Origin of the sequence: Edwardsiella ictaluri ATCC 33202, assembly GCF_000264785.1 — a bacterium.
In the GTDB taxonomy this organism is placed as follows: Bacteria; Pseudomonadota; Gammaproteobacteria; order Enterobacterales; family Enterobacteriaceae; genus Edwardsiella; species Edwardsiella ictaluri.
On sequence record NZ_AFJI01000064.1, the window covers coordinates 15,291 to 39,469 of the forward strand.

General features: G+C 58.2%; 22 protein-coding genes, 2 tRNA genes, 1 other RNA gene and 1 pseudogene. 17 read left to right on the forward strand and 9 right to left on the reverse strand.

Features of this window, described 5'->3' with window-relative positions; genetic code table 11:
• Nucleotides 1-4: 4 nt before the first annotated feature.
• The 7 genes from purU to EIEH_RS09500 all read left to right on the forward strand — a co-directional run bounded on the left by purU (nt 5) and on the right by EIEH_RS09500 (nt 3,494).
• Nucleotides 5-853, forward strand: a complete 849-nt coding sequence (gene purU, locus EIEH_RS09475) for a formyltetrahydrofolate deformylase (RefSeq protein WP_015870996.1) — start codon at nt 5-7, stop codon at nt 851-853.
• Between the two features lie 152 nt (nt 854-1,005).
• Nucleotides 1,006-1,090, forward strand: a tRNA-Tyr gene (locus EIEH_RS09480).
• Between the two features lie 78 nt (nt 1,091-1,168).
• A tRNA-Tyr gene (locus EIEH_RS09485) sits at nt 1,169-1,253 on the forward strand.
• 46 nt (nt 1,254-1,299) lie between these two features.
• A non-coding RNA gene (locus EIEH_RS16915) (RtT sRNA) lies at nt 1,300-1,429 on the forward strand.
• Nucleotides 1,430-1,593: 164 nt separating this feature from the next.
• Nucleotides 1,594-2,163, forward strand: a complete 570-nt coding sequence (locus EIEH_RS09490; RefSeq protein ID WP_035609371.1) for an LOG family protein — start codon at nt 1,594-1,596, stop codon at nt 2,161-2,163.
• Nucleotides 2,164-2,259: 96 nt separating this feature from the next.
• The gene (gene xthA / locus EIEH_RS09495) at nt 2,260-3,069 is read left to right on the forward strand and encodes an exodeoxyribonuclease III (protein ID WP_015870993.1); all 810 of its coding nucleotides are present in this window, start codon (nt 2,260-2,262) and stop codon (nt 3,067-3,069) included.
• Nucleotides 3,066-3,494, forward strand: coding sequence for a pyrimidine (deoxy)nucleoside triphosphate diphosphatase (locus EIEH_RS09500; protein WP_015870992.1), 429 nt, complete (start codon nt 3,066-3,068; stop codon nt 3,492-3,494). Before xthA ends, EIEH_RS09500 begins: the two co-directional genes overlap by 4 nt.
• A 27-nt stretch (nt 3,495-3,521) precedes the next feature.
• Here EIEH_RS09500 and EIEH_RS09505 read toward each other — a convergent pair whose 3' ends face one another.
• From EIEH_RS09505 to EIEH_RS09525, 5 genes are all read right to left on the reverse strand, one after another.
• Entirely contained in the window at nt 3,522-3,851 is a 330-nt protein-coding gene (locus EIEH_RS09505) for a DUF1496 domain-containing protein (protein WP_015870991.1), read from the reverse strand.
• The gene (locus EIEH_RS09510; RefSeq protein ID WP_015870990.1) at nt 3,848-5,773 is read right to left on the reverse strand and encodes a DNA topoisomerase III; all 1,926 of its coding nucleotides are present in this window, start codon (nt 5,771-5,773) and stop codon (nt 3,848-3,850) included. Before EIEH_RS09510 ends, EIEH_RS09505 begins: the two co-directional genes overlap by 4 nt.
• Nucleotides 5,773-6,894, reverse strand: a complete 1,122-nt coding sequence (gene mnmH / locus EIEH_RS09515; protein ID WP_015870989.1) for a tRNA 2-selenouridine(34) synthase MnmH — start codon at nt 6,892-6,894, stop codon at nt 5,773-5,775. Before mnmH ends, EIEH_RS09510 begins: the two co-directional genes overlap by 1 nt.
• Nucleotides 6,891-7,937 carry a selenide, water dikinase SelD gene (selD, locus tag EIEH_RS09520; protein ID WP_015870988.1) on the reverse strand — a complete coding sequence of 349 codons (1,047 nt, stop codon included), beginning with the start codon at nt 7,935-7,937 and terminating at the stop codon, nt 6,891-6,893. The genes mnmH and selD overlap by 4 nt, the downstream gene beginning before the upstream one ends.
• Before the next feature lie 205 nt (nt 7,938-8,142).
• Nucleotides 8,143-8,691: an NAD(P)H nitroreductase gene (locus EIEH_RS09525; RefSeq protein ID WP_015870987.1), complete on the reverse strand. Its 549-nt coding sequence runs from the start codon at nt 8,689-8,691 to the stop codon at nt 8,143-8,145.
• Nucleotides 8,692-8,898: 207 nt separating this feature from the next.
• Here EIEH_RS09525 and sppA point away from each other — a divergent pair, with 207 nt between their 5' ends.
• The 3 genes from sppA to pncA all read left to right on the forward strand — a co-directional run bounded on the left by sppA (nt 8,899) and on the right by pncA (nt 12,603).
• On the forward strand, nt 8,899-10,752 hold the full coding sequence (gene sppA / locus EIEH_RS09530) for a signal peptide peptidase SppA (RefSeq protein ID WP_015870986.1): 1,854 nt from the start codon (nt 8,899-8,901) through the stop codon (nt 10,750-10,752).
• A 131-nt stretch (nt 10,753-10,883) separates the two neighbouring features.
• The gene (ansA, locus tag EIEH_RS09535) at nt 10,884-11,900 is read left to right on the forward strand and encodes an asparaginase (protein WP_015870985.1); all 1,017 of its coding nucleotides are present in this window, start codon (nt 10,884-10,886) and stop codon (nt 11,898-11,900) included.
• A gap of 67 nt (nt 11,901-11,967) precedes the next feature.
• Nucleotides 11,968-12,603, forward strand: a complete 636-nt coding sequence (gene pncA / locus EIEH_RS09540) for a bifunctional nicotinamidase/pyrazinamidase (RefSeq protein ID WP_015870984.1) — start codon at nt 11,968-11,970, stop codon at nt 12,601-12,603.
• 23 nt (nt 12,604-12,626) lie between these two features.
• On the opposite strand, the gene EIEH_RS09545 is transcribed toward pncA, so the two are convergent.
• Together EIEH_RS09545 and msrB are read right to left on the reverse strand one after the other, a co-directional pair.
• Nucleotides 12,627-12,884 (reverse strand): YeaC family protein, encoded by a 258-nt coding sequence (locus EIEH_RS09545; protein ID WP_015870983.1) that lies wholly within the window; start codon nt 12,882-12,884, stop codon nt 12,627-12,629.
• Nucleotides 12,885-12,953: 69 nt separating this feature from the next.
• The gene (gene msrB, locus EIEH_RS09550; protein WP_015870982.1) at nt 12,954-13,364 is read right to left on the reverse strand and encodes a peptide-methionine (R)-S-oxide reductase MsrB; all 411 of its coding nucleotides are present in this window, start codon (nt 13,362-13,364) and stop codon (nt 12,954-12,956) included.
• Between the two features lie 358 nt (nt 13,365-13,722).
• Between msrB and gapA the strand changes: the two genes are divergently transcribed.
• Both gapA and EIEH_RS09565 read left to right on the forward strand, forming a co-directional pair.
• Nucleotides 13,723-14,718 (forward strand): glyceraldehyde-3-phosphate dehydrogenase, encoded by a 996-nt coding sequence (gene gapA / locus EIEH_RS09560; protein ID WP_015870981.1) that lies wholly within the window; start codon nt 13,723-13,725, stop codon nt 14,716-14,718.
• 105 nt (nt 14,719-14,823) lie between these two features.
• Nucleotides 14,824-15,708, forward strand: a complete 885-nt coding sequence (locus tag EIEH_RS09565) for a D-hexose-6-phosphate mutarotase (protein ID WP_015870980.1) — start codon at nt 14,824-14,826, stop codon at nt 15,706-15,708.
• Between the two features lie 678 nt (nt 15,709-16,386).
• Here EIEH_RS09565 and EIEH_RS17685 read toward each other — a convergent pair.
• Nucleotides 16,387-16,594, reverse strand: a pseudogene (locus tag EIEH_RS17685) (IS1 family transposase); the annotation flags it as partial.
• Nucleotides 16,595-16,774: 180 nt separating this feature from the next.
• Entirely contained in the window at nt 16,775-17,527 is a 753-nt protein-coding gene (locus EIEH_RS09570; RefSeq protein WP_370447956.1) for a MipA/OmpV family protein, read from the reverse strand.
• A 368-nt stretch (nt 17,528-17,895) separates the two neighbouring features.
• Between EIEH_RS09570 and EIEH_RS09575 the strand changes: the two genes are divergently transcribed.
• The 5 genes from EIEH_RS09575 to EIEH_RS09595 all read left to right on the forward strand — a co-directional run bounded on the left by EIEH_RS09575 (nt 17,896) and on the right by EIEH_RS09595 (nt 24,145).
• Nucleotides 17,896-19,830, forward strand: a complete 1,935-nt coding sequence (locus tag EIEH_RS09575; protein WP_015870977.1) for a PrkA family serine protein kinase — start codon at nt 17,896-17,898, stop codon at nt 19,828-19,830.
• A 57-nt stretch (nt 19,831-19,887) separates the two neighbouring features.
• The gene (locus EIEH_RS09580) at nt 19,888-21,159 is read left to right on the forward strand and encodes a YeaH/YhbH family protein (RefSeq protein ID WP_015870976.1); all 1,272 of its coding nucleotides are present in this window, start codon (nt 19,888-19,890) and stop codon (nt 21,157-21,159) included.
• 187 nt (nt 21,160-21,346) lie between these two features.
• Nucleotides 21,347-23,113, forward strand: a complete 1,767-nt coding sequence (locus EIEH_RS09585; protein ID WP_015870975.1) for an ABC transporter ATP-binding protein/permease — start codon at nt 21,347-21,349, stop codon at nt 23,111-23,113.
• A gap of 378 nt (nt 23,114-23,491) precedes the next feature.
• Complete coding sequence (locus EIEH_RS09590; RefSeq protein WP_015870974.1) at nt 23,492-23,749, forward strand: hypothetical protein; 258 nt, start codon at nt 23,492-23,494, stop codon at nt 23,747-23,749.
• 180 nt (nt 23,750-23,929) lie between these two features.
• Entirely contained in the window at nt 23,930-24,145 is a 216-nt protein-coding gene (locus tag EIEH_RS09595) for a YccJ family protein (protein ID WP_015870973.1), read from the forward strand.
• Nucleotides 24,146-24,179 lie beyond the last annotated feature (34 nt).

Sequence of the window (24,179 nt, forward strand, 5' to 3'; positions counted from 1 at the left end):
ACACATGTCACAACCCGTTATTCAACGAAAAGTCCTGCGTACCGTCTGCCCCGATGCCAAGGGGCTGATCGCCAAAATTACCAATATCTGTTACAAGCATCAGCTCAATATTATTCAGAACAATGAGTTCGTCGACCACGCCAGCGGGCGCTTCTTTATGCGTACCGAACTTGAGGGGAGCTTTAACGATGCCACCCTGCTGGCCGATCTGGATGACGCACTGCCGCCGGGCTCCGCTCGCGAAATCATCACCACATCCCGTCAGCGCATAGTAATCCTGGTCACAAAAGAGGCCCACTGCTTGGGCGATCTGCTGATCAAGAGCGCCTATGGCGGACTGGACGTCGAGATTGCCGCCGTCATCGGCAACCACGCGACGCTACAGGCGTTAGTCGAAAAGTTTGATATCCCCTTCGTCCTGATCGGTCACGAAGGCCTCAGCCGTGAGGCGCACGATGCGGCCGTTGCCGAACAGATCGATCGCTTTGAACCGGACTATGTGGTACTGGCCAAATATATGCGGGTGCTGACCCCCGGCTTTGTTGCCCGCTACCCTGACCGCATCATCAATATTCATCACTCGTTTCTTCCTGCGTTTATCGGCGCCCGTCCCTACCACCAGGCCTATCAGCGAGGAGTGAAGATCATTGGTGCGACGGCGCACTTTGTAAACAATGATTTGGATGAAGGCCCGATCATCATGCAGGACGTTATTCACGTCGATCACAGCTATACCGCAGAGGAGATGATACGCGCGGGGCGCGATGTGGAAAAAAATGTGCTCAGCCGGGCCCTGTATCGCGTACTGGCTCAGCGGGTGTTCGTCTGTGGCAACCGCACTGTAATTTTCTGATTTGTTCATTTTTTCTCTGTTTTCTGTACGCCCGCACAGCAGTGCGGGCAAAAAAACGGCAAACAATTTTTTTTTCCTCTCCAGCGCTTTACAGCGCGGTGCGATTTGTTATTATGCGCCCCGCTTCCGGTGATAACGAAGCGCGACAATCTGGTGGGGTTCCCGAGCGGCCAAAGGGAGCAGACTGTAAATCTGCCGTCTCAGACTTCGAAGGTTCGAATCCTTCCCCCACCACCATTTCACCTCTTGAAATGGCGTCGCAAAACGCTCTAGCCCAGTGTCCGGCGCTGCCGGTTGACAATATCATTCCAAAAAGGTGGGGTTCCCGAGTGGCCAAAGGGAGCAGACTGTAAATCTGCCGTCTCAGACTTCGAAGGTTCGAATCCTTCCCCCACCACCATTCTTATGTTGTTCTCTGCTATACATCTCAAACGCCTATATCAAACCAGCACCCGATCCGGGGAAGGTGAGAACCTTCGACCAAGGTTCGCGTCGAGCAACGCGAGACAACGTTGCCCCAGGCAACGGCCCGCAGGGCGAGGCGCTACGCGCCGAGTCATCCTTCCCCCACCACCATTCTTATGTTGTTCTCTGTCATCCATTCCAAGCGCTTATTTCAGAGCAGAAGCACATGCGGGGAAGATAAGAGCCTGCACCCCCGCCCTACACAGCGCTTATCCCTTGCCATCCAACCGAATATTCGCTATATCTCACACTTTGCCTGCAAATTAAGGGAAATGATGCGTAATGCGATTTGTGTCTTTTGCGGGGCCAGCGACGGTGTGTCCGATCGCTACGTGGACAGCGCTCGCCATTTGGGGCGTACCTTAGCCCGTCAGGGACGAACACTGATCTACGGCGGCAGCGGTAAGGGGCTGATGGGAGCGCTGGCCAACGCGGCGCTGGAGGCCGGCGGCGAGGTTCACGGCGTGATCCCCCAGTGCTTAGTGGAGGCCGAAACGGCACATCACGGCCTGACGTCACTGGAGATCGTCCCCGATATGCACACGCGCAAAGCGCGTATGGCAGCCCGGGCCGATGGATTCATCGCCCTGCCGGGCGGCATCGGTACCCTGGAGGAGCTGTTTGAGATCTGGACATGGAGTCAAATTGGCTACCACAGTAAACCGGTAGGGCTGCTGGACGTGGGAGGCTATTACCAGCGTCTGTGCGACTTTCTACGCTACAGCGCCGACGAGGGGTTCATTCGCCCCCTCTGCCTGGCGACGCTGTTGTATGATGACAGCGCCGAGCGTCTGCTGGACGCTTTCGATAGCTACCGGCCGCACAACCTGAACCGCTGGGACTGAACGCCCTATCGCCCGATTACCCCCACGCAGGACAAGGTTCAGCTTGCGACCGCCATCTGCTACCATGCGGGCACCTTTATTCAACGGCCAGAATCCATGAAGTTTATCTCTTTCAACATCAACGGGCTGCGTGCCCGCCCCCATCAGCTCGCGGCGATCGTTGAGAAGCATAGCCCGGACGTGATCGGTCTGCAGGAAACCAAGGTACATGACGATATGTTTCCGCTGCAGGATCTGGCACATCTGGGGTATCAGCTGCACTACCATGGCCAGAAAGGCCACTACGGCGTCGCCCTGCTGACCCGAATGGCACCGTTGGCGGTGCGTAAAGGCTTCCCGGGTGACGATGCCGAAGCACAGCGGCGCGTCATCATGGCGGATATCCCCACCGAGCTGGGCACGCTGACCGTCATTAACGGCTACTTTCCGCAGGGCGAAAGTCGCGATCACCCGATAAAGTTTCCGGCAAAGAGCAAATTCTACGCCGATCTGCAACGCTACCTGCAGGATTCACTCACGCCGCAGAACCCGGTGCTAATCATGGGTGATATGAACATCAGCCCACGCGATATTGACATCGGGATCGGTGATGAGAGTCGACGGCGCTGGCTGCGCAGCGGCAAGTGCTCCTTCCTGCCGGAGGAGCGGGAGTGGCTGGATCGGCTGCTGGCGTGGGGTCTGGTCGATACCTACCGTCAGGCCAACCCGCAGGGTGACGACCATTTCTCGTGGTTTGACTACCGCTCCAAAGGGTTTGATGATAACCGCGGTCTACGCATCGATCTGCTGCTGGCCAGTCAGCCGCTGGCCCAGCGCTGTACCGATACCGGCATCGACTATGAGATCCGCGCCATGGAGAAACCCTCGGATCACGCCCCGATCTGGGCCGAGTTCGCACTTTCATGAGCGCGCAGGCAGCGGAAAAAATCCTGCATGTCGTCGCCGCCATCATTGAGCGGCGCGGTGCTATCCTGCTAGCTCAGCGCGGCCAGGGGCAGGATCAGGCGGGGCTGTGGGAGTTTCCCGGTGGAAAGGTCGAGGCGGGAGAGAGCCAGCCTCAGGCGCTGCAGCGTGAACTGGATGAAGAGCTGGGGCTACGCTGCCGGGTCAGCGACTACGTCGCCAGCAGCACACTGCACCTGCCGGGTAAGCGCATCCACCTGCACGCCTGGCGGGTACAGCCGGAAGGGGGCGAACCTGAGGCGCGAGAGCACGCGGCGTTGTGCTGGGTCGCCCCATGCCAGGCGCAGACATACGACCTGGCGCCGGCGGACAGGCCGCTGCTGCAGGCCTATCTGGATCTGCTGGCGCGTTTTCACGCCGATGCCTGAGGCCATCGCGGAGAGAGTCTGGCGCGTTTACCCTTTCTTCAGCACCACCCAACGCAGGTTGTTGGTACTCAGCACCTGCGGATTGGCCTGACACTGCAGCAGCAGGCCATCCGTACTGACAACAGCCCCCTCGGAGTAGTAGCGATCCTGATACAGGCAGCAGCGGCTGCAGTTCACGTTGTTGACCCCGTTGGTATATCCGTTGGCCGGCATCGGCACCACCACATCAATACCGCCGGCGGCAATGGCGGTGGTGGCCCCCTGCTGAGCACCTTTGGTAGAGACGGTGCCCTGAGCCTGCAGCGCCCCGCTCCACAGCAGCGCGACAAACGCCATCATTACGGATTGTTTCTTCATGCTTTTTTCCTCTTATTGGACGCAGTTGTCCCCTTGGTGCGCCGTGACCGGCCGTTTTCAATGGGCGGCAAATCACGGAACGCGCGGGGGTTCACGGCAGTGCGCGCCTGATGGATCAGCTGCTGCAGCGTCTCCACCAGCGGGTGCATAAAGTCCTGATAGCGGCAGCCCCGCTCACTGATCTTCGTCAGCGTCGACTCCCAGTGTGCCGTCATATCCGGGCGACCGGCCATCTCGGGCAAACAGTGGATCAGCGCACTTCCCGTCTGGCTGGCGTGGATATAGCGCCCCTTTTTATGCAGAAACCCGCGGCGAAACAGCAGTTCGATAATACCGGCACGCGTCGCCTCGGTACCTAAACCATCGGTCGCTCGCAGGATTTTCTTTAGCGATTTATCCTGTACAAAGCGGGCGATCCCGGTCATGGCCGACAGCAGTGTAGCATCGGTAAAGTGGCGCGGCGGCTGCGTCTGGCGCGCCATCAGCTCGCCCCGTTCGCAGTGCAGCAGGTCATCGCGGGCCACCACCGGCAGCGGCATTCCCTCGTCTTCGTCATCCCGCTCCTTGGCACCGAGCAGCGCACGCCAGCCGGCCTGAGACAGAAATCGCGCCTTGGCGATAAATCCCCCGCCCTCAATCTCCAGATCGATGACACACTTACGGTACTGCGCATCGGGGCAAAACTGCATCAGATACTGACGGGCCACCAGCTGATAAATATTGCGCTCATCCTCATTCAGCGTAACGCCGCCTGCCCGGGCCGTAGGAATGATGGCATGGTGGGCATCAACCTTGTTGTCATCCCAGCAGCGGTTACGCCGCTGGACGTCGACGCTCTCCAGATTGGCCAGCGTCGGCGCATGGGTGGCAATCGCCGCCATCACCGCATGGCGCCCAGCAAAGTGCTCCTCCGGCAGATGACGGCTGTCAGAGCGGGGATAGGTCAATAGCTTGTGGGTTTCATACAGACGTTGACAGATATCCAGCACCTGCTGAGCGCTCATGGCAAAGCGCTTGGCGGCCTCGATCTGCAGCGCTGACAGGGAGAACGGCAGCGGCGCCACCTCGGACTCACGCTTATCGTTATAGCCGGTCACCCGGGCAGGCTTATCCTGGATCCGGGCGATAACATGCTCCGCCAGCGCGCGGTTGAGCAGACGCCCCTCTTCATCCTGATGGGGCTCACAGGCCTCGCTGGGCTGCCACTGCGCCCAGAAGCGCTCGCCGGATGGCGTCACGATATGCGCCCGCACCTCGTAGTAATCCTTGGCGACAAAGTGCGCTATCTCCTCATCGCGGCGCACCACCAGCCCGAGCACCGGCGTCTGCACCCGGCCCACGGAGAGCACGCCGTTATAGCCGGCGTTGCGCCCCAGCAGGGTATAGGCGCGGGTCATGTTGATGCCGTACAGCCAGTCGGCGCGCGCGCGCGCCAGCGCAGAGACGCACAGCGGCATAAACTCATGGTTATCGCGCAGTCGCTCCAGCGCCCGCGCCACCGCCTGGGGGTTAAGGTCATTGATCAGGCAACGCTGTACCTGACGCCGCTTTTCCGGCGCCAAGGCCAGAAAGTCGAGCACCTCATCCACCAGCAGCTGTCCTTCGCGATCCGGGTCGCCGGCGTGCACCACCTGCTGCGCATCGCGCAGCAGGCGCTCGATCACCTTCAGCTGCTTGGCGCTCGATGCTTTGGGTCGCAGCTGCCACTTCTGCGGTACAATCGGCAGATCGACCAGATTCCAGCGCGCGTAGCGGGCATCGTAGGCGTCCGGCTCGGCCTGCTCCAGCAGATGGCCCACACACCAGGTCACCACGTCACCGTCGCCGCACTGAATATAGCCGTCCGCACGCCGGTGCGGCTTAGGCAACACATCCGCAATAGCCCGCCCCAGGCTGGGCTTTTCCGCAATAAACAGCCGCATCAGTCACCATATGTCTGGCTGAGAGAGAGGAGATATTCCCTGACGGCCCGATAGTCACCGCGAAAAACAACCCGCGCTGCCTTCTTCTCCAACTGGTAGCCGTACATCGGATCATAGTAGTCATGCAGCAGCGGAACCAGCCAGGCCAGGTGCCCCTCACTGCCGCGGCCAGCCTGCTGCTGCTGCAGCGCCCTGACCAAGTGGGCATCCAGCTCAGCGTAACGTTCCAGCCCCAGTCGGCGACGGATGGCAAACAGCCCGTGATGCAGGTACTCCGCATAGGCCTGCCAGCCCGCTTCTCGCCCGTAGGCGCGCTCATACTCCACGCGCATCAGGTCGATATACTCCTCCTGCAGCCGGGCCAGACGGGCCTCAAAGGGCTCATCCACCACCGCCACCGCCGCCTGCAGCATCTGATTATAGAAGCACAGCGGAACATGGTTAGAGCCGATCACCCGCCCCTCATCCTCCAGGATCCAGTGGCGGATACCGGCGCAGTGCTTCTTCAGCAGGGCGATGCCGAGCTGATTCTCAAAGTCGATCTGCGTGCCCTGTGCAACCACGGTACGCCCAAAAGATGAGCCGCGGTGGTGGGCGGCGCCCTCCAGATCGATACCAGCGCGCAGCTCACGCAGCATCCGCGTTTTGCCACAGCCGGTATTGCCGCCGATCAGCACCATCGGCAGCACCGATGCCTGCTCGGTAAACTGCAGGATGGCATGGCGCAGCGCCTTATAGCCCCCCTCGATCAGCGGATAGTCCAGCCCCGACTCGCGCAGCCACTGTTGTACGATATGGGAGCGCAGGCCGCCGCGGAAACAGTAGAGATAGCCCCCGGGGTGACGCTGGCACTGCTCACGCCAGGCCGCGATGCGCGCGGCGCGCACCTCGCCATGGACCAGGCGGTTACCCAGCGCGATGGCGGCGTCCTGCCCCTGCTGCTTGTAACAGATACCGACCGCCTCGCGTTCGCTGTCCAGCATCAGCGGCAGGTTACAGGCGCCAGGAAACGCCCCGGTCTGAAACTCTACCGGGGCGCGCACATCGATTAACGGAATATCATTGGCCAGAATGGAGAGGTAGTCCGTACCATCCGGGCGGGTTACAGCCTTGCCTGTCATCCCTGAACCTCGATCAGCGGTTCACCCGCACGCGGCGCGTGCAGTTCACCGATGGCACTCAGCGTCAGACCATGGCGCAGCGCAACGTCGCGTACCGCCGCCTCGGCCTCCGGCGTTACCGCCAACAGCAGACCGCCGGAGGTTTGCGGATCGCACAGCAGCTGGCGCTGCAGCGAGTCCATCGACCCAACCAGATGCCCATAGCTGTCAAAGTTACGCCCGGTTCCCCCCGGCACGCAGCCCTGGGCGATATATGCCTCGACGCCGGGAAGGCGCGGGATCTGATCAAACCACAGCGTCGCCTGCAGACCGGAGCCCTGGCAAATCTCGCTCAGGTGACCCAGCAGGCCAAACCCGGTCACGTCGGTCATCGCCGTCACGCCCTGAATATCGGCAAAGTCGGCGCCCGGACTGTTCAGCTGACACATGGTATCGCGCGCCAGCCCACGGTGTTCGGGGCGCAGCGCGCTCTTCTTCTCTGCGGTCGTCAGCACACCGATCCCCAGCGGCTTGGTCAGGTAGAGACGACAGCCAGCCTGCGCCGCACTGTTCTTCTTCACCCGCTCGGTGCTGACCGTCCCGGTGACCGCCAGGCCAAAAATGGGCTCCGGTGCGTCAATGGAGTGGCCCCCGGCCAGTGAGATACCGGCTTCGCGACACACCTGGCGCCCCCCTTCGATAACCTGACGGGCAATCTCCGGCGCCAGCTTCTCCAGCGGCCAACCCAGGATGGCGATCGCCATGATCGGTTTACCGCCCATGGCGTAGATATCACTGATGGCATTGGTGGCCGCGATACGGCCAAAATCATACGGATCGTCCACGATGGGCATAAAGAAGTCGGTGGTGCTGATAATGCCAACCCCGTTGCCGATATCGTAAACCGCCGCGTCGTCGCGCGTCTCATTCCCCACCAGCAGGTGGGGATCGACAAACCTGGCCTGCTCACTGTGCAGGATGGACTCCAATACTTTCGGCGAGATTTTGCAGCCACACCCCGCCCCATGGCTGTACTGTGTCAAACGAATGGCCGGCGCAGTCATACCCTACTCCTCTCCATCAAGAAAAATAAAATCGTGCAATAGTAGCGCCCGCGCGGGGAATTGATAAGTCACGCGATCAATAAGCCGCGCGATAGTGCAAAAGCAAACGGTTACATGCACAGGAAATGGCCATTCATCGCGCCCCGGAGAGGCCACTGACTCCGGGGCCGCATGATACGCATTCTGAATGAGTGAGACGGGAAGATCAGAACCGGTGGACAAAGGCGCTGCTATCCAGCGGCTGTACCTTGGCGGCCTTCAGGGTGGGCGTGCCCAGATAGAGGAAGCCGACGATGACATCCTGCTCGCGGCAGCCAAACGCCTGACGCACCCGAGGCTCTTCGGTCCAGTGGCCGCTGCGCCAGATACCGTTAAATCCCTGCGCCTGCGCCGCCATCTGCATCGCCATCACGGCACACCCGGCGGAGGCGACCTGCTCCCACTGAGGCACCCGGCTGTCGCGATTGCAGTGGGCAATCACCGTAACGATCAGCGGCGCGCGAAAGGGGGCGCTGCGGGCCTTCTCAACGCCTTTCTCATCGCTCCCCCCGGCCAGCGCGATGTCGTGTAGCAGCGCGCTCAGGCGCTCTCGACCGTCGCCCTGCACGGTCACAAAGCGCCACGGCTGCAGGCCGCCGTGATCCGGCGCGCGCAGCCCGGCCTGAAAGATGTTTTCCAGCGCCTGACCGGACGGAGCAGGCTCGCTCAGGCGGGAGGCGGAACGGCGCTGCAGCAGGAGCTCTAATGCATCCATGGAACTCTCCAAGTGATAAGTCAAACACATATAGACTATAATGATGTTACAAATAGGTTACGCCAATTATCCCCCTGCGTATCGCAAGATACCAGCCCCGGCATGCGCACAGAGGGCGGACCAGCGCTGCCGGAGGTATATCAACGCTGACTTTTTCCGTCGACGCCGCTAGGATAGCGGGATTGCAATCATTGACCTGGAGTTTACATGCGCATGCTATGGCGCTATATCGCCGGCGCGTTTCGCTGCTGCTGGCAAATACTCAATTTTATTCGTGAGTTTATCCTTAATCTGTTTTTGATCCTGCTGATCCTGATCGGCGTCGGTATCTACCTTCAGTTTCAGGATACGCCCGTCAATCCCACGACCAAAGGTGCTCTGCTGGTGGATCTCAACGGCGTGGTGGTCGATAACCCCGCGCTGAACAGCAAATTCGGACAGCTGGGCCGAGAGCTGCTGGGCATCCGCGGCGCAGCGCTACAGGAGAACTCCCTGTTCGATCTGGTGGATACCCTGCGCCAGGCCAAAAGCGATCCCAATATTACCGGGCTGGTTTTATCGCTGAATAACTTTGCCGGTGCCGATCAGCCGTCACTGCAGTACATTGGCAAGGCGCTGAGCGAGTTCCGTGCCAGCGGTAAGCCGATCCTGGCAGTAGGTGAAAACTACACTCAGGCGCAGTATTTCCTGGCCAGCTATGCGGATAAGATCTACCTCTCTCCCCAGGGCAGCGTCGGGCTGCAGGGAATGGCGACCAATAACCTCTACTATAAGAGCCTGCTGGATAAACTGGATGTCAGCACCCATATCTTCCGCGTCGGCACCTATAAGTCCGCCGTCGAACCGCTGATGCGCGACCAGATGTCACCGCAGGCGCGCAGCGCTGACAGCCAATGGCTCAACGGTATGTGGAGTAACTATCTGACCATCGTTGCCACCAACCGGCACCTTACGCCGGAGCAGGTTTTCCCCGGCGCCGGGCAGATGCTGAAAGGGCTACAGGCCACCGGCGGTGATATGGCGCAGTACGCCGTACTACACCGGCTGGTCGATGGGCTGGCATCGCGCAGCGAGGCCGAAAGCATTCTGTCCAGGCAGTTTGGCTGGGATGCACGCGCGCGCGATTACCGCCATATCAGCATCTATGACTATCCCCTGAAACCGAAGCGTACTGGTAATGGTCAAATCGCCGTTATTTTTGCCAGCGGCCCGATCATCGATGGTGAGGCGACGCCGGGCAGCGTAGGTGGTGATACCACCGCAGCCCAGATCCGCCAGGCGCGTCTCGACCCGGCGATCCGGGCGATAATCCTGCGGGTCAACAGCCCCGGCGGCAGTGTCACCGCCTCTGAAGAGATCCGCTCGGCGCTGGCGGCAGCGCGCGACGCCGGTAAACCGGTGGTGGTCTCCATGGGGGGGCTGGCAGCATCCGGCGGTTACTGGATCTCGACACCTGCCAACACCATTGTGGCCAGCCCCAGCACCCTTACCGGCTCTATCGGGATCTTTGGGGTCATCAATACCTTTGAAAAGCCGCTGGGACTGCTGGGGGTCTATACGGACGGCGTCGCGACCTCGCCTCTGGCCGATACCGCCCTGACCAAAGCGCTGCCGCAGAGCGTCAGCGATCTGATGCAGCTGACTATCGAAAACGGCTATCAGCGCTTTATCAGTCTGGTGGCCACCGCCCGTCATAAAACGCCGGCGCAGATCGATAACATTGCGCAGGGGCGTGTCTGGCTAGGCGTAGATGCCAAAGCCAATGGGCTGGTCGATCGATTGGGCGACTTTGACGATGCTGTTAGCCAGGCGGCGACGCTGGCCGGTATCAAGCAGCCCCAGCTGCAGTGGTATGTCGATAATCCGAGCTTCAGTGAAATGGTGTTCAGCCAGCTGACCAGCTCCGTACAAGCCTCTCTGCCGCAGGCGCTGCAGGGCATGATCCCCGCCTCACTGCTCCAGCTCTCGCGCCAGATTTCGGCGCAGAGCGATTGGGTCGCTTCCCTCAATGATCCGCAGCAGCGCTACGCGCTGTGCCTGAGCTGTAGCGAGATCCGTTAATCCTGCCACCCGCCGGAGCAGCAGCCCATTATTCATGGCTGTTGGCCCGGCGGTCTTTTTTTCTTTTGTATTATCCCTATAATCCCCGCATATTTGCGCATCAGCGCCCCAGCTACGGCGAACTTTCTGTCATGCAAAAAAAATCTATCTATGTGGCCTACACCGGCGGCACCATCGGCATGCAACGCTCCGCACAGGGCTACATCCCCGTCTCCGGGCACCTGCAGCGTCAGTTGGCGTTGATGCCGGAGTTTCACCGCCCCGAGATGCCGGACTTTACCATCCATGAGTATCAGCCGCTGATCGACTCTTCCGATACCACGCCCGCCGACTGGCAGTACATCGCCGACGATATTCAGGCCAGCTACGCCGACTATGACGGCTTTGTGATCCTGCATGGCACCGATACCATGGCATTTACCGCCTCAGCGCTCTCATTTATGTTCGAGAACCTGGCAAAACCGGTGATCGTCACCGGCTCACAGATCCCACTCGCCGAGCTGCGCTCCGACGGGCAGACCAACCTGCTGAACGCCCTCTATCTGGCGGCCAATTATCCCATTAATGAAGTCTCATTGTTCTTCAATAACCAGCTGTTCCGCGGCAACCGGACCACCAAGGCGCACGCCGATGGCTTTGATGCCTTCGCCTCGCCCAACTATCCCATACTGCTGGAGGCAGGGATCAACATTCGCCGTATCGCACCGCTGGTAACGCCGCTGCATCAGGCGCCGTTCCGGGTTCATCCCATCACGCCGCAGCCGATCGGGGTGGTGACCCTCTATCCCGGGATCTCGGCCAATGTGGTGCGCAACTTCCTGCGTCAACCGGTGCGGGCGCTGATCCTACGCTCCTACGGCGTCGGCAACGCGCCACAGAATCCTGAACTGCTCGATGAGCTGATCCGCGCCTCACAGCGCGGTATCGTTGTCGTCAACCTGACGCAATGCTTCTCCGGGCGGGTCAACATGGAAGGCTATGCCACCGGCAACGCCCTGGCCCACGCCGGGGTAATCAGCGGTTTTGACATGACGGTTGAGGCGGCGTTGACTAAACTGCATTATCTATTGAGCCAATCGCTGAGCGCAGACCAAATCCGCCGCCTGATGCAGCAGGATCTGCGCGGAGAGCTGAGCGAGACCCCCTAAGCGTAATATCTCACCGCGACAACGTCGGGAGAGACAACCTAGCCATACAACCACGGGAGGACGACGGATGTCCGCTGCACTTTTGCTGATCGATCTACAGAATGATTTTTGCCCCCATGGCGCGCTGGCGGTTCCCCAGGGCGATGAGGTCATCCCTGTCGCCCTGCAGGCGGTCGCCATGGCGCGTCGGGATGGCACCCCAGTAATCGCAACCCAGGATTGGCACCCGGCGGAACACGGCAGCTTCGCCAGCCGCAGCGGCGGACAGATGGGTGAGGTCGGCAAGCTCAATGGGCTGCCCCAGGTCTGGTGGCCTGACCACTGCGTGCAGAACACCATCGGTGCCGCGTTTCACCCAGCCCTGCGCAATACCGCCTTCGATTTTGTGGTGCATAAGGGAACCGATGCTGCGGTAGACAGCTATAGCGCCTTTTTCGATAACGGGCAGCGCGGTGCCACCGCGCTGGATGCCTGGCTGCGCCAGCACGGTATCACCCGCCTGTGGCTACTGGGTCTGGCAACAGATTACTGTGTGAAGTTTTCGGTGTTGGACGCCCTGCGCCTGGGCTATCAGGTCAATATCATTAGCGACGGCTGCCGCGGCGTGGATCTCACTCCCGGCGATAGCGAACGCGCGCTGGCCGGGATGGTAAAAGCCGGGGCAGCCCTAACCCCCCTCACCACGCTCAGCCACCTGCGCTGAGCGCGCTCCCGCACGGCCGCGCCCTACTTCGCCAACGGCGCGGCAAACAGTGCTTTCAGCGCTTGCTTGCTTTTCATCTCTATCTCCCCGCGGGTATTCACCGTTAAATGCGCCGCTTGGTGATTATGGCGCGACTGGTACAGCATCACCATTTGCAGCGCCTCGCCACGCTGCGACTCACTCAGTCGAGAGCCATCCGGCCACTTACCCAGCTCAACGGCGGTTGCCAGACGCTGGTAGACATCTTCATTCATTATTGAGATCAAGCGCTCAATATCCATATGTCCTCTCCAATATCTTCTTTGCTGAATCGCTTCACCATGGTACTATCACCTCAAGACATCAAGGGGTTACCCCAGGGTCCAGCGGCCATCCTCTCCGGCGCAAAAATGTAGCGCAGCGGAGTTCACACAATAGCGCTCGCCGCTGGGCTGGGGGCCGTCGGGAAACAGATGCCCCAGATGGGCATCGCAGTGCGCGCAGCGGATTTCGATGCGATGCATATGGTGAGAATCATCATCCAGACAGCGAACGGCGTCGGCGCTATAGGGGCGAAAGAAGCTCGGCCAGCCACAGCCGGAATCATATTTACTGTCGGAATAGAATAAGGGACTGTTGCAGCACAGGCAGTGGTATATTCCCTCCTGGCGGTTATGCAGCAGCCTGCCGCTGAACGGCGGTTCCGTACCACACTGCTGAGTGACATAGCGTTGCATTTCAGTTAGTTGATGTGGGGAATGGGAGAGATTCTCTTTAGCCATGTTATGTTCCGCGGCCTGCGCCGATGGGTAGGATTGGGTAGAGACAAAATGCCACTCAACATAACAAAGAGTTAACAATAGATCAGCATCATTTGATCTAAATTGTGCGGCTGGTACATGGCGTGGATGGCTTTTGTGATGAATATCACAAACAGATAGCACGCAGGTTTGAGACTCTCGCCGCCGCCCCCATGTATGATGGGATACGGTGAGTCTGGCATCGTGGATGCTATCTGCACAGTCGCTGCGGCGGCTTTGACGTATAGCAACAATTGACACGATTCCGCTTGACGCTCCATAAGGTTTTTGTAATTTTACAGGCAACCTTTTATTCACTAACCAATAGCTGGTGGAATATATGACTATCAAAGTAGGTATCAACGGTTTTGGTCGTATCGGCCGTATTGTTTTCCGTGCTGCTCAGGAACGTTCTGACATCGAAATCGTTGGCATCAACGATCTGCTGGATGCCAACTACATGGCATACATGCTGAAGTACGACTCTACTCACGGTCGTTTCAACGGCACTGTTGAAGTGGAAGAGGGCCACCTGATCGTTAACGGTAAAAAAATCCGTGTTACCGCTGAAAGAGATCCGGCTAACCTGAAGTGGAATGAAATCGGTGTTGACGTTGTTGCCGAGGCGACCGGTCTGTTCCTGACCGACGAAACCGCACGTAAGCACATCGCCGCCGGCGCCAAGAAAGTCGTCATGACTGGCCCGTCCAAAGATGCTACCCCGATGTTCGTTATGGGCGTAAACCACAAGAACTACGCTGGCCAGGCGATCGTTTCCAACGCATCCTGCACCACCAACTGCCTGGCTCCGCTGGCTAAAGTCCTGAACGACAACTTCGGCATCGTTGAAGCACTGATGACCACCGTTCACGCAACCACTGCTACCCAGAAAACCGTTGATGGTCCGTCCATGAAGGATTGGCGTGGCGGCCGCGGTGCCAGCCAGAACATCATCCCGTCCTCCACCGGCGCAGCCAAAGCCGTTGGCAAAGTAATCCCGGAGCTGAACGGCAAACTGACCGGCATGGCTTTCCGCGTTCCGACCCCGAACGTATCCGTTGTTGATCTGACTGCACGCCTGGCCAAGCCAGCTACCTATCAGCAGATCTGTGAAGTGATGAAGGCCGCTTCTGAAGGCGAAATGAAAGGCGTTCTGGGCTACACCGATGAAGCCGTCGTTTCTACCGATTTCAATGGCGAAGTATGCACCTCAGTGTTTGATGCCGACGCCGGTATCTCTCTGAATGACAACTTCGTGAAACTGGTTTCCTGGTATGACAACGAAACTGGCTACTCGAATAAAGTTCTGGATCTGATCGCGCACATCTCCAAATAAATGCGCATTGTGATCCCGTGATAAAAGGGCGACACTCAGTGTCGCCCTTTTTATTTTGTGTCTGTGGCACCACCTTCACCAAGGAGTCTTACCATGTCCCAGAGCATGTCCGAAAAGATTTTTTCCTTACCGGTTGAACGACAGATCACCCCTTACATCAGCCTGCGTCAACTTGATGCGCTGCCCATCATCGTGGTTAACCATCCGCGGTTGCAGGCTGCCGTCGCCCTGCAGGGCGCCCACCTTCTTCTATGGCAGCCCGGAGGCGAAAAACCGGCACTATGGCTCTCCCCGGACTCCGCCTTCCGCCCGGGCGAGCCGATACGCGGCGGGGTGCCCATCTGCTGGCCCTGGTTTGGGCCGGCCCGGCAGGAGGGCTATCCGGCACACGGCTTCGCCCGTAACCTGCCCTGGACGCTCTGTGCGCATGACGAAGACGCGCAAGGGGTAACCCTGACCCTCACCCTGACAGACAGTGATGCCTCGCGTAAATACTGGCCTCATGACTTTAGCCTGACGGCCCGCTATCGCCTCAGCGACCACTGCAGTATGGAGCTTGAAGCCGATGGCGACTACCGTTGCCAGGCTGCACTGCACACCTACTTCAATATCGCTGATATTAACGCCGTCTCCGTCTCTGGACTGGGCGAGCCCTATCTGGATAAAGTCAACGGCGGTACCGGGGCCATCCAGCAGGGAGCGTTGACCTTCAGCGCGCGTACCGACCGCGTCTATACTGCGCCGGAAGCATTCAGCGTCATTCACGATCGCGGTTTTCAGCGCAGCATCGAAATCCACCACCACCATCACAGCGACGTCGTTGCCTGGAACCCGTGGAGTGACATTGCCGCCGCCATGGCTGATATGCCCAATGACGGCTATCACACCATGGTGTGCGTCGAGACCGCCCGCGTCAGCCAGCCACTGCAGGTCAGCAGCGGCAGCCCTGGCCGTCTGGCCGCTACGCTACGCCTGCGTCCACAGCGCTAAGCCACATCAATCGGCTCTCCGCATGCGCGGGAGCCGGGATACCTGCGCTTGGCAATAGCATTAACGCAGGCTAAAGTGGCCAGGCCGTAGCCTTCCTCTTGGCCTGTCACACACTCGTGTAATCTTCTCATCCACCGGCATCCCTGAAAAAAGCCAGCAACGGACATAGCGGAAGCCCTCTGGCTGACCGGAGGCAACGCTATCCGGCCTACCCGTTCTTACTGTTGTTGTGCCTGTTCTGTCCACATCTGGCGCTGCAGCAAAATAAGCGCACGCTGCCCTATTCCTGCGTGGCGATACGTCTGGTGCCGTACTGACTGCACGCCATGCCCGGCTCTATCCACGCCATTTAAATACCCATCACAGGAAATAATTACTACCATCAATTAAGAGCCTATCCCAGTAGGCATGTATTGTTGCAGCCAGTTTGAACACAGACAGCGCGCAATAACCGGGGCGCACACGCAGTACGTGAGGATTGTGAGCACGACCCAGGAGCAAAATGGCATATCAAATATGCCTAATGGGATAGGATCTAACTCTGTATTTCCTTTGGATTTTATCGATTATACATACAGTAAAAAAATACTTTCCACTACGCGGCTCCCATTCTGCTTCCCCTTACCGTACAGCCGGCGAAGATGGCGATGAAAGACAGTGGGGGTATCGCCTATCTCATCAAAAAGGCGGCAATGACTCCAATGGGTAGAACATATGTTTTTCGATGAAGGCGCCGATGACTTTTCGTGAATCTCGACGGAGCGTGAGAAACAGATCACTTTACGCGCCAATCGCTTAATGCGGGTACGGAGGGTCAGATTGTTACGCCCGATGTGTTAGTGAACATCTTGCCGGTCAGATGTTGCTCCTTCGGCACCGCTTGCCCCTATTGTCGCAGGTAATAACGGCGTCATTTGCAAGCATACCCGTTGAGGATAGCGTTGATCGACAGCACTTCACTGCACCGGGGCAAAATTTCGCTGCCAATCTTTCATTCTACGTCAAAAACGGGAACAGGATCGCCGAGGCGACCCCGCTGATAGTAGCGCGATGCACGCGGCTACGATTAAAAACGGTAGGTCACGCCAGACCACAGCATACCGGTATGATTCTTGGCGATCATCGGGCTGTCCTTGATTTGGCTGCTCAACTGTACCAAGCGGCCGGCGAAAAACGCGTTCCAGTCCGCATTGATGCGATAGTAAGTGGTCAGCTCCAGATAGGGTGACCAACTGTTTTCCGGACTGTACTGCTGCAGACTGCTGCGGCGCGCCTCGCTGTCGGACACGCCGAAGTAGTAGCTATTCTGGTTGGCGCTGTTCCAGGTCACACCGACGCCGGGGGTAAAGCTCCAGTCGCCGTGGTGCAGGGTGTACAGATAGGCCAAATCGCCCACCAGGCCATTACTGTTATCCAGAATATCACCAACGAAGGAGGCACGCAGCGTTCCCCACGCTTCGTGATGGCTATAGCTCAAGCCAGCCATCACGGTCGCGTAGCGGTTATTCAGGCGCTTCATCCGCCAGTCATCGCTGTCGCTGGCGCGAAAGCGCCACGGAGAATAGAACGCGGTGGCGCTCAATTGATCCTGCTGATCCTTCCACAGATAGTAGCCGGCGGTCAGGCTGTGAAAATAGAAGCTGTCACTGTCATAGTTCACCATCGGCACAGGATAAACGCGGTCGTTATCACCGCGGTAAGGATCTGGGGCGACCAGAGCGGAGGCACCAATAGACCATGTACCAGCATGGGCGGCGGCGGTAACCAGCAAGGCCAGTGAGCCCAGCGCAGAAAGCGTATGTTTTTTCACCGTTAACATCATCCAATAAAAAAGAAAAATATGTTGGATGATTATACTAAATCAATGGTTAATCTCACCATTCTTTACCTAAGAAACAATTATTACGCCACTTTTTATCCCATTTTATCTCCCCGTTTACTGCGTACCCAACGAACGCGGAATCGTGCGCCACCGTATCGCCATGTCTAAACTGAGTGCTTGAAATGCCATATAAAAAAAGCCGTAAGCCGCGGGCAAATTCCAAGATGCCAACTAAGCTTGATCTCAGGGGGAGACTACGGTCGGCCTGCCATGTGCGGATGCCACGACGCAACAGCGCATTTTCGCGCGACCGCAGCGACGGGGCATTCTCCTTAACCTGTGCTGAAAAAAGGACGGGCACCGCTATGAAAATATTTGACCAATATCGCAAGCGCTATGAAGCAGCCAAGGATGAGGAGTTCACCCTGCAGGCATTCCTCACTCTCTGTCGCCAGGATCGCGGCGCCTATGCCAATGCGGCAGAGCGTCTTCTGCAGGCCATCGGCCAGCCCGAAATGATCGATACAGCGCAGGATCCTCGCCTCTCCCGCCTGTTCTCCAACCGCGTCATTGCCCGCTACCCTGCCTTTGCCGAATTCTATGGTATGGAGGAGGCCATCGAGCAAATCGTAGCCTACCTGCGCCACGCGGCCCAAGGGCTGGAGGAGAAAAAACAGATCCTCTATCTGCTGGGGCCGGTCGGCGGCGGCAAGTCCTCTTTAGCTGAGCGCCTGAAGGCGCTGATGCAGTGCGTTCCCATCTATGTCCTGAGCGCCAACGGCGAACGGAGCCCGGTCAACGACCATCCCCTGTGCCTGTTCGATGCCCAGGAGGATGGCACCCTCCTCAGCCAGGAGTACGGTATCCCGCCGCGCTATCTGGGCACCATCATGTCGCCGTGGGCCGCCAAGCGTCTACGTGAGTTCGGCGGCGACATCACTCAATTTCGGATCGTCAAAGTGTGGCCATCGATTCTGCAGCAAATCGCGATCGCCAAAACGGAGCCGGGCGACGAAAACAACCAGGATATCTCCGCACTGGTCGGTAAGGTGGACATTCGCAAGCTGGAGCACTACGCCCAGAACGATCCCGACGCCTATGGCTATTCCGGTGCGCTGTGCCGGGCCAACCAGGGGATCATGGAGTTTGTTGAGATGTTCAAGGCGCCGATCAAGGTGCTACATCCGCTGCTGACTGCTACCCAGGAGGGGAACTATAACGGCACCGAGGGGATCTCGGCCCTGCCCTTCAGCGGCATAATCCTGGCGCACTCCAACGAATCGGAGTGGGTGCAGTTTCGCAATAACAAAAATAATGAGGCCTTTCTCGACCGCGTCTATATCGTGAAGGTCCCCTACTGCCTGCGGGTGTCGGAAGAGATTAAGATCTACGACAAGTTGCTGCGCAACAGCGAACTGGCACAGGCTCCCTGCGCGCCGGGCACCCTGGAGACCCTGGCCACCTTCAGCGTACTGTCGCGCCTGAACACGCCAGAAAACTCCAACCTATTCTCCAAGATGCGCGTCTATGACGGCGAAAGCCTGAAGGACACCGATCCCAAGGCCAAGTCCTACCAGGAGTATCGCGACTATGCCGGGGTCGATGAGGGGATGAACGGCCTCTCCACCCGCTTCGCCTTCAAGATCCTCTCCAAGGTTTTCAACTTTGATCATGCCGAGGTCGCCGCCAACCCGGTACACCTGTTCTACGTCCTGGAACAGCAGATTGAGCGCGAGCAGTTCCCCCAGGAGACGGGTGAAAAATACCTTGAGTATCTGAAAGGCTATCTGATCCCCAAATACGTCGAATTTATCGGCAAGGAGATCCAGACGGCCTACCTGGAGTCCTATTCCGAGTATGGTCAGAATATTTTTGACCGCTACATCACCTATGCCGACTTCTGGATCCAGGATCAGGAATATCGCGATCCGGATACCGGACAGCTGTTTGACCGCGAGTCGCTCAACGCCGAACTGGAGAAGATCGAAAAGCCGGCGGGGATCAGTAATCCCAAAGATTTCCGTAACGAAATCGTCAACTTCGTGCTGCGCGCCCGCGCTCACCACAATGGCCATAACCCTAACTGGACCAGCTATGAGAAGCTGCGTACCGTTATCGAGAAGAAGATGTTCTCCAACACCGAAGAGCTGCTGCCGGTGATCTCTTTCAACGCCAAGACGTCCAGCGAAGAGCAGAAGAAACACGATGACTTCGTTCACCGTATGATGGAGAAGGGCTATACCCGCAAGCAGGTCCGCCTGCTGTGCGAGTGGTATCTGCGGGTCCGTAAATCATCCTGACAACCCGCTCCGGGCGGCGCTCTGCCGCCCTTTCCACTTGGCAGACTGGGAGGCACCATGGCCTACTTCATCGATCGCCGCCTGAACGGCAAGAATAAGAGCGCTGTAAACCGTCAGCGGTTCCTGCGCCGCTATAAATCACAGATCAAACAATCGGTCGCGGATGCCATCCGCCGCCGCTCGGTCTCTGACGTAGAGAGCGGCGAATCGGTCACTATTCCACGCGACGATATCAGCGAACCGCTGTTTCACCAAGGGAGCGGCGGCGAACGCCATCGGGTTCATCCCGGAAACGACCACTTTGTTCCCCATGACCACATTGAACGCCAGCAGGGCGGCGGCGCCGGCGGTGGCAGCGGCGATGCCGGCAACGGCGAAGGGGGAGAGGATGACTTTGTTTTCCAGATCTCCAAGGACGAGTATCTGGATCTGCTGTTTGAAGACCTGGCTCTGCCTAACCTGCGCCACAATCACTATCAGCAGCTGACCGAATTCAAAACCCATCGCGCCGGCTACACCGCCAACGGTGTTCCGGCCAACATCAGCGTCGTGCGCTCCCTGCAGAACTCGTTGGCGCGGCGTTCCGCCATGAGCGCAGCCAAGCGGCGTGAGCTGCACCAGTTGGAACAACAACTCGACGCGCTGCAGCACAGCGAACCGGTGCAGCCACTGGAGACCATACGGCTACGCCAAGAGATAGAAACGCTGCGCCAGCGTATTGCCCGGGTACCCTTTATCGACAGCATCGATCTGCGCTACAAAAACTACGAGCGACGCCCTGAGCCCTCAAGCCAGGCGGTCATGTTCTGCCTGATGGATGTCTCTGGTTCCATGGATCAGGCCACCAAAGAGATGGCCAAACGTTTCTATATACTGCTGTATCTGTTCCTGAGCCGAAACTACAAGAATATCGAGGTGGTCTATATTCGCCACCACACCCAGGCCAAAGAGGTCGACGAACAAGAGTTTTTCTACTCTCAGGAGACCGGCGGCACCATCGTCTCCAGCGCATTGAAGCTGATGGATGAGATCATCCGCGCCCGTTATGATCCCGCCCAGTGGAACATCTATGCTGCCCAAGCCTCCGACGGAGACAACTGGGCCGATGACTCTCCCCTATGCCAGCAGCTGCTCACGACCCGCCTGCTGCCGCTGGTACGCTACTATTGCTATATTGAAATCACCCGCCGCGCCCATCAGACCCTATGGCGGGAGTATGAGGGGCTGAGTCAACGCTGCGACAACTTTGCCATGCAGCATATCCGGGAGCCACAAGACATCTATCCGGTCTTCCGGGAGCTGTTCGCCCGTCAGGTCGCCCTCCGCTAACCCACCGCCGCCGGACAGGGCGGCGGGTAACCGTTCCGGTCATCGTCCGCCGCTCGGCAGCAGGAGCATCCTAAACACTCGGTATATCATTAAATTACTTTACAATAGGCCACAGAACGTTTGTCATGTCCCGTGGCCTAAATGGGCACACCTTTTTATTATTTTCATGCTGTAGGAAAGTCATCGCATGCATTTCACCCAAAAAGCCACCCACTGGCGGGAAGTATGGCACCTGATCAGGCCCTACTGGGTTTCAGAGGAAAAAGTCAGCGCCTGGACCCGCCTGTTTACCATCGTCGTGCTGACCCTGGCCACAGTGTATATCAACGTCCTGTTTAACGAGTGGAACCGGGTGTTCTACGATGCCCTGCAAAACCGGAACTATGCGGTATTCAAAGCGCAGCTGATCCGCTTTAGCTACCTGGCGTTTATCTATATCGCTATCGCCATTTTCCGTATTTACCTGACCCAGGGGCTGCAGATGCTGTGGCGTCAATGGATGACCCGACGCTATATGGATAAATGGCTGGGACATCAGGCCTATTATCACACGGAAATGCAACAGTCGATCGATAACCCCGATCAGCGTATCGCTCAGGATCTGAATACATTGACCACCGGCACGCTCTCCCTGACCCTGGGACTTCTCTCCAGTCTGGTGACCCTGTTCTCCTTTATCGCGATTCTGTGGTCGGTCTCCGGTTCACTGTCACTAATGATTGCCGGCCATGCGCTGGAGATCCCCGGCTACATGGTGTGGTTCGCCCTGCTGTATGCAGGACTCGGTTCTATGATGATCTGGCTGGTGGGCCGTCCGTTGGTAGATCTCTCCTTCGATCAGGAGCGCTTTGAGGCAAACTTCCGCTTTGGCCTGATCCGGATCCGCCATAACGCCGACCCCATCGCGCTGTACCACGGCGAACCACAGGAGCGTCAGCAGCTGGACGGCCAGTTTCAGAATATCCGCCGCAACTGGTGGAGTATCATGCGTCTGACCCGACGCCTCAACTTCGCCAGTAACTTTTATGGTCAGTTCGCCATCATCTTCCCGATACTGGTGGCCGCGCCGCGCTATTTCGCCAACGCCATCCAGCTGGGCACTCTGATGCAGATCTCCTCGGCCTTCGGCCAGGTGCAGGGGGCTCTATCCTGGTTTATCAACGCGTTTGACGAGCTTGCCTCCTGGAAAGCCTGCGTTAACCGTCTGGCCGGCTTCAATAAGGCGGTGGAAGAGATTAACGCCCATCCCGGCAACATCCGCCATGGCCAGACCCAGCGCGCCGACGAGGCACTCAATATCAAGGCGCTAACCCTGCAGTTGCACCGGGGACGTACGCTGTTTAACGATGTCAGTCTGCGGGTACAGCGCGGCGATCGTGTGCTGATAACCGGCCCCTCCGGCTGCGGTAAGTCGACTCTGCTGCGCGCCATCGCCGGCGTTTGGCCCTACGGCCACGGCGAGATCCTACGTCCGGATGAGACGACGCTGCGTACCCTGTTCCTGCCACAGCGTAGCTATCTGCCGATAGGCAGCCTGCGTGAAGCCATTTGCTACCCCTACAGTGCCACCACCTATAGCGATGACGAGCTGAAGGCCATCCTGCAAGCCTGTCGCCTGAGCCACCTGTGTGATGCATTAGGCAGCCGCGCCAACTGGTCACAGCAGCTATCCCCCGGTGAGCAACAGCGGATCGCCTTCGCGCGGGCACTGGCGCTGCGCCCGGATATTCTATATCTGGATGAGGCCACCAGTGCGCTTGATGAAGATACCGAGCAGCACGTTTACCGCCTGCTGGAAGAATATCTGCCGGATGTGACACTGATCAGCGTCGCTCACCGTAGCAGCGTCGCGCCGTTCCATACCTTACGCTGGCGCTTTCGCCGGGAAACGGAGGATGACCAAGGGCATGAATTTGCCCCATCACAGGTCGAGGTCTCCGCGCTGAACGCCTGACGCGCACCGACCCCACGTCAGGCAAGCGTGACGATATCGTATATGCTTAACGTAGGACCAGATGCGCAGACGATCGCGTCCGGTCCCTTTTAAGGCATGGTGTGGGCGGGAACGTATTGCACGGCAATTGGTGTAAAAACCAAGGTATTATGCAATAAAAGGCGCTATTAATTTAACTAACTGTGAGCTCAGACACAGCACACAGTGCGCCCCACCGAACACACTAGCAATAGTAAGGAAAATAATGCTAACGTAAGAAAATTATTATCGTGGGCGAATAATTAAACCATTTACATCGTCTACACGCGTCTCGGTGCTGATACTGTTCCAGTCGGACAGTCCCTGAGCCCTTTCTGCCATATCCAGGGGAATTTCACTATGAGTACACTCCTCGATCTGCCCGACGATAGCGTTCTATCCAATGAACACACCCATTTCGAGAATGAAGTTTCACGCGTCATCGGTGAAACCGTCAGCGATTTAATTCATCACGATGGTGATATCATTTTCGGTGATTTAATTCGTGCCTTGGCGCGCTCCGCCCGCGCAGAGGACAGCCAACAGCGTCGCGCCCTGCTGCTTTGCGCCATAGACCGGCTGCTGGGCGATCAGCCGACACAAAGCCTCCGCTCCTGATCGCTGTCACGGGGCCTCGGCCCCCCCTCGCTTTTTTCCGCAACATGTGGCAACACATGGGGCTGGCACAGCAGCCTATGCTGCGTTATGGTGATTAAAGGGCAGATTACCTCAGATCATCTGCCCCTTTCCGCTGGATCGGTACATCCGGAACCGCGATCATTTTCAAGGAGACTTTTTATGACCAAGCCGCATCACATCGCCGAATGGGCACGCGTGCGTGAAACCTCTTTAGAAATTGCCGAAGCCATCTTCGAGCTGGCGCACGGTGACGAAACCCTGGCGCAACAGATTTGGGAAGAAGGAAACGATGATGTTCTGTCGCGGGCCTTCGCCAAAACGGATCAGGACCAGCTCTACTGGGGCGATGAGACCATCTCCCGCGCAGATGTCTAGCCCACACTATCCCCCGTCCGCCCTATCCGCCGCG

What these genes read in the sequence shown, in the direction of transcription:
- mnmH (WP_015870989.1), bottom strand. Translation starts at nt 6,894, where the DNA reads ATGACAGGCAAGGCTGTAACCCGCCCGGATGGTACGGACTACCTCTCC.
- EIEH_RS09575 (WP_015870977.1), top strand. Translation starts at nt 17,896, where the DNA reads ATGAAAATATTTGACCAATATCGCAAGCGCTATGAAGCAGCCAAGGAT.
- purU (WP_015870996.1), top strand. Translation starts at nt 5, where the DNA reads ATGTCACAACCCGTTATTCAACGAAAAGTCCTGCGTACCGTCTGCCCC.
- xthA (WP_015870993.1), top strand. Translation starts at nt 2,260, where the DNA reads ATGAAGTTTATCTCTTTCAACATCAACGGGCTGCGTGCCCGCCCCCAT.
- sppA (WP_015870986.1), top strand. Translation starts at nt 8,899, where the DNA reads ATGCGCATGCTATGGCGCTATATCGCCGGCGCGTTTCGCTGCTGCTGG.
- EIEH_RS09510 (WP_015870990.1), bottom strand. Translation starts at nt 5,773, where the DNA reads ATGCGGCTGTTTATTGCGGAAAAGCCCAGCCTGGGGCGGGCTATTGCG.
- EIEH_RS09590 (WP_015870974.1), top strand. Translation starts at nt 23,492, where the DNA reads ATGAGTACACTCCTCGATCTGCCCGACGATAGCGTTCTATCCAATGAA.
- EIEH_RS09570 (WP_370447956.1), bottom strand. Translation starts at nt 17,527, where the DNA reads ATGTTAACGGTGAAAAAACATACGCTTTCTGCGCTGGGCTCACTGGCC.
- selD (WP_015870988.1), bottom strand. Translation starts at nt 7,937, where the DNA reads ATGACTGCGCCGGCCATTCGTTTGACACAGTACAGCCATGGGGCGGGG.
- EIEH_RS09490 (WP_035609371.1), top strand. Translation starts at nt 1,594, where the DNA reads ATGCGTAATGCGATTTGTGTCTTTTGCGGGGCCAGCGACGGTGTGTCC.
- EIEH_RS09525 (WP_015870987.1), bottom strand. Translation starts at nt 8,691, where the DNA reads ATGGATGCATTAGAGCTCCTGCTGCAGCGCCGTTCCGCCTCCCGCCTG.
- msrB (WP_015870982.1), bottom strand. Translation starts at nt 13,364, where the DNA reads ATGGCTAAAGAGAATCTCTCCCATTCCCCACATCAACTAACTGAAATG.
- ansA (WP_015870985.1), top strand. Translation starts at nt 10,884, where the DNA reads ATGCAAAAAAAATCTATCTATGTGGCCTACACCGGCGGCACCATCGGC.
- EIEH_RS09545 (WP_015870983.1), bottom strand. Translation starts at nt 12,884, where the DNA reads ATGGATATTGAGCGCTTGATCTCAATAATGAATGAAGATGTCTACCAG.
- EIEH_RS09585 (WP_015870975.1), top strand. Translation starts at nt 21,347, where the DNA reads ATGCATTTCACCCAAAAAGCCACCCACTGGCGGGAAGTATGGCACCTG.
- EIEH_RS09505 (WP_015870991.1), bottom strand. Translation starts at nt 3,851, where the DNA reads ATGAAGAAACAATCCGTAATGATGGCGTTTGTCGCGCTGCTGTGGAGC.
- EIEH_RS09595 (WP_015870973.1), top strand. Translation starts at nt 23,930, where the DNA reads ATGACCAAGCCGCATCACATCGCCGAATGGGCACGCGTGCGTGAAACC.
- EIEH_RS09500 (WP_015870992.1), top strand. Translation starts at nt 3,066, where the DNA reads ATGAGCGCGCAGGCAGCGGAAAAAATCCTGCATGTCGTCGCCGCCATC.
- pncA (WP_015870984.1), top strand. Translation starts at nt 11,968, where the DNA reads ATGTCCGCTGCACTTTTGCTGATCGATCTACAGAATGATTTTTGCCCC.
- EIEH_RS09565 (WP_015870980.1), top strand. Translation starts at nt 14,824, where the DNA reads ATGTCCGAAAAGATTTTTTCCTTACCGGTTGAACGACAGATCACCCCT.
- EIEH_RS09580 (WP_015870976.1), top strand. Translation starts at nt 19,888, where the DNA reads ATGGCCTACTTCATCGATCGCCGCCTGAACGGCAAGAATAAGAGCGCT.
- gapA (WP_015870981.1), top strand. Translation starts at nt 13,723, where the DNA reads ATGACTATCAAAGTAGGTATCAACGGTTTTGGTCGTATCGGCCGTATT.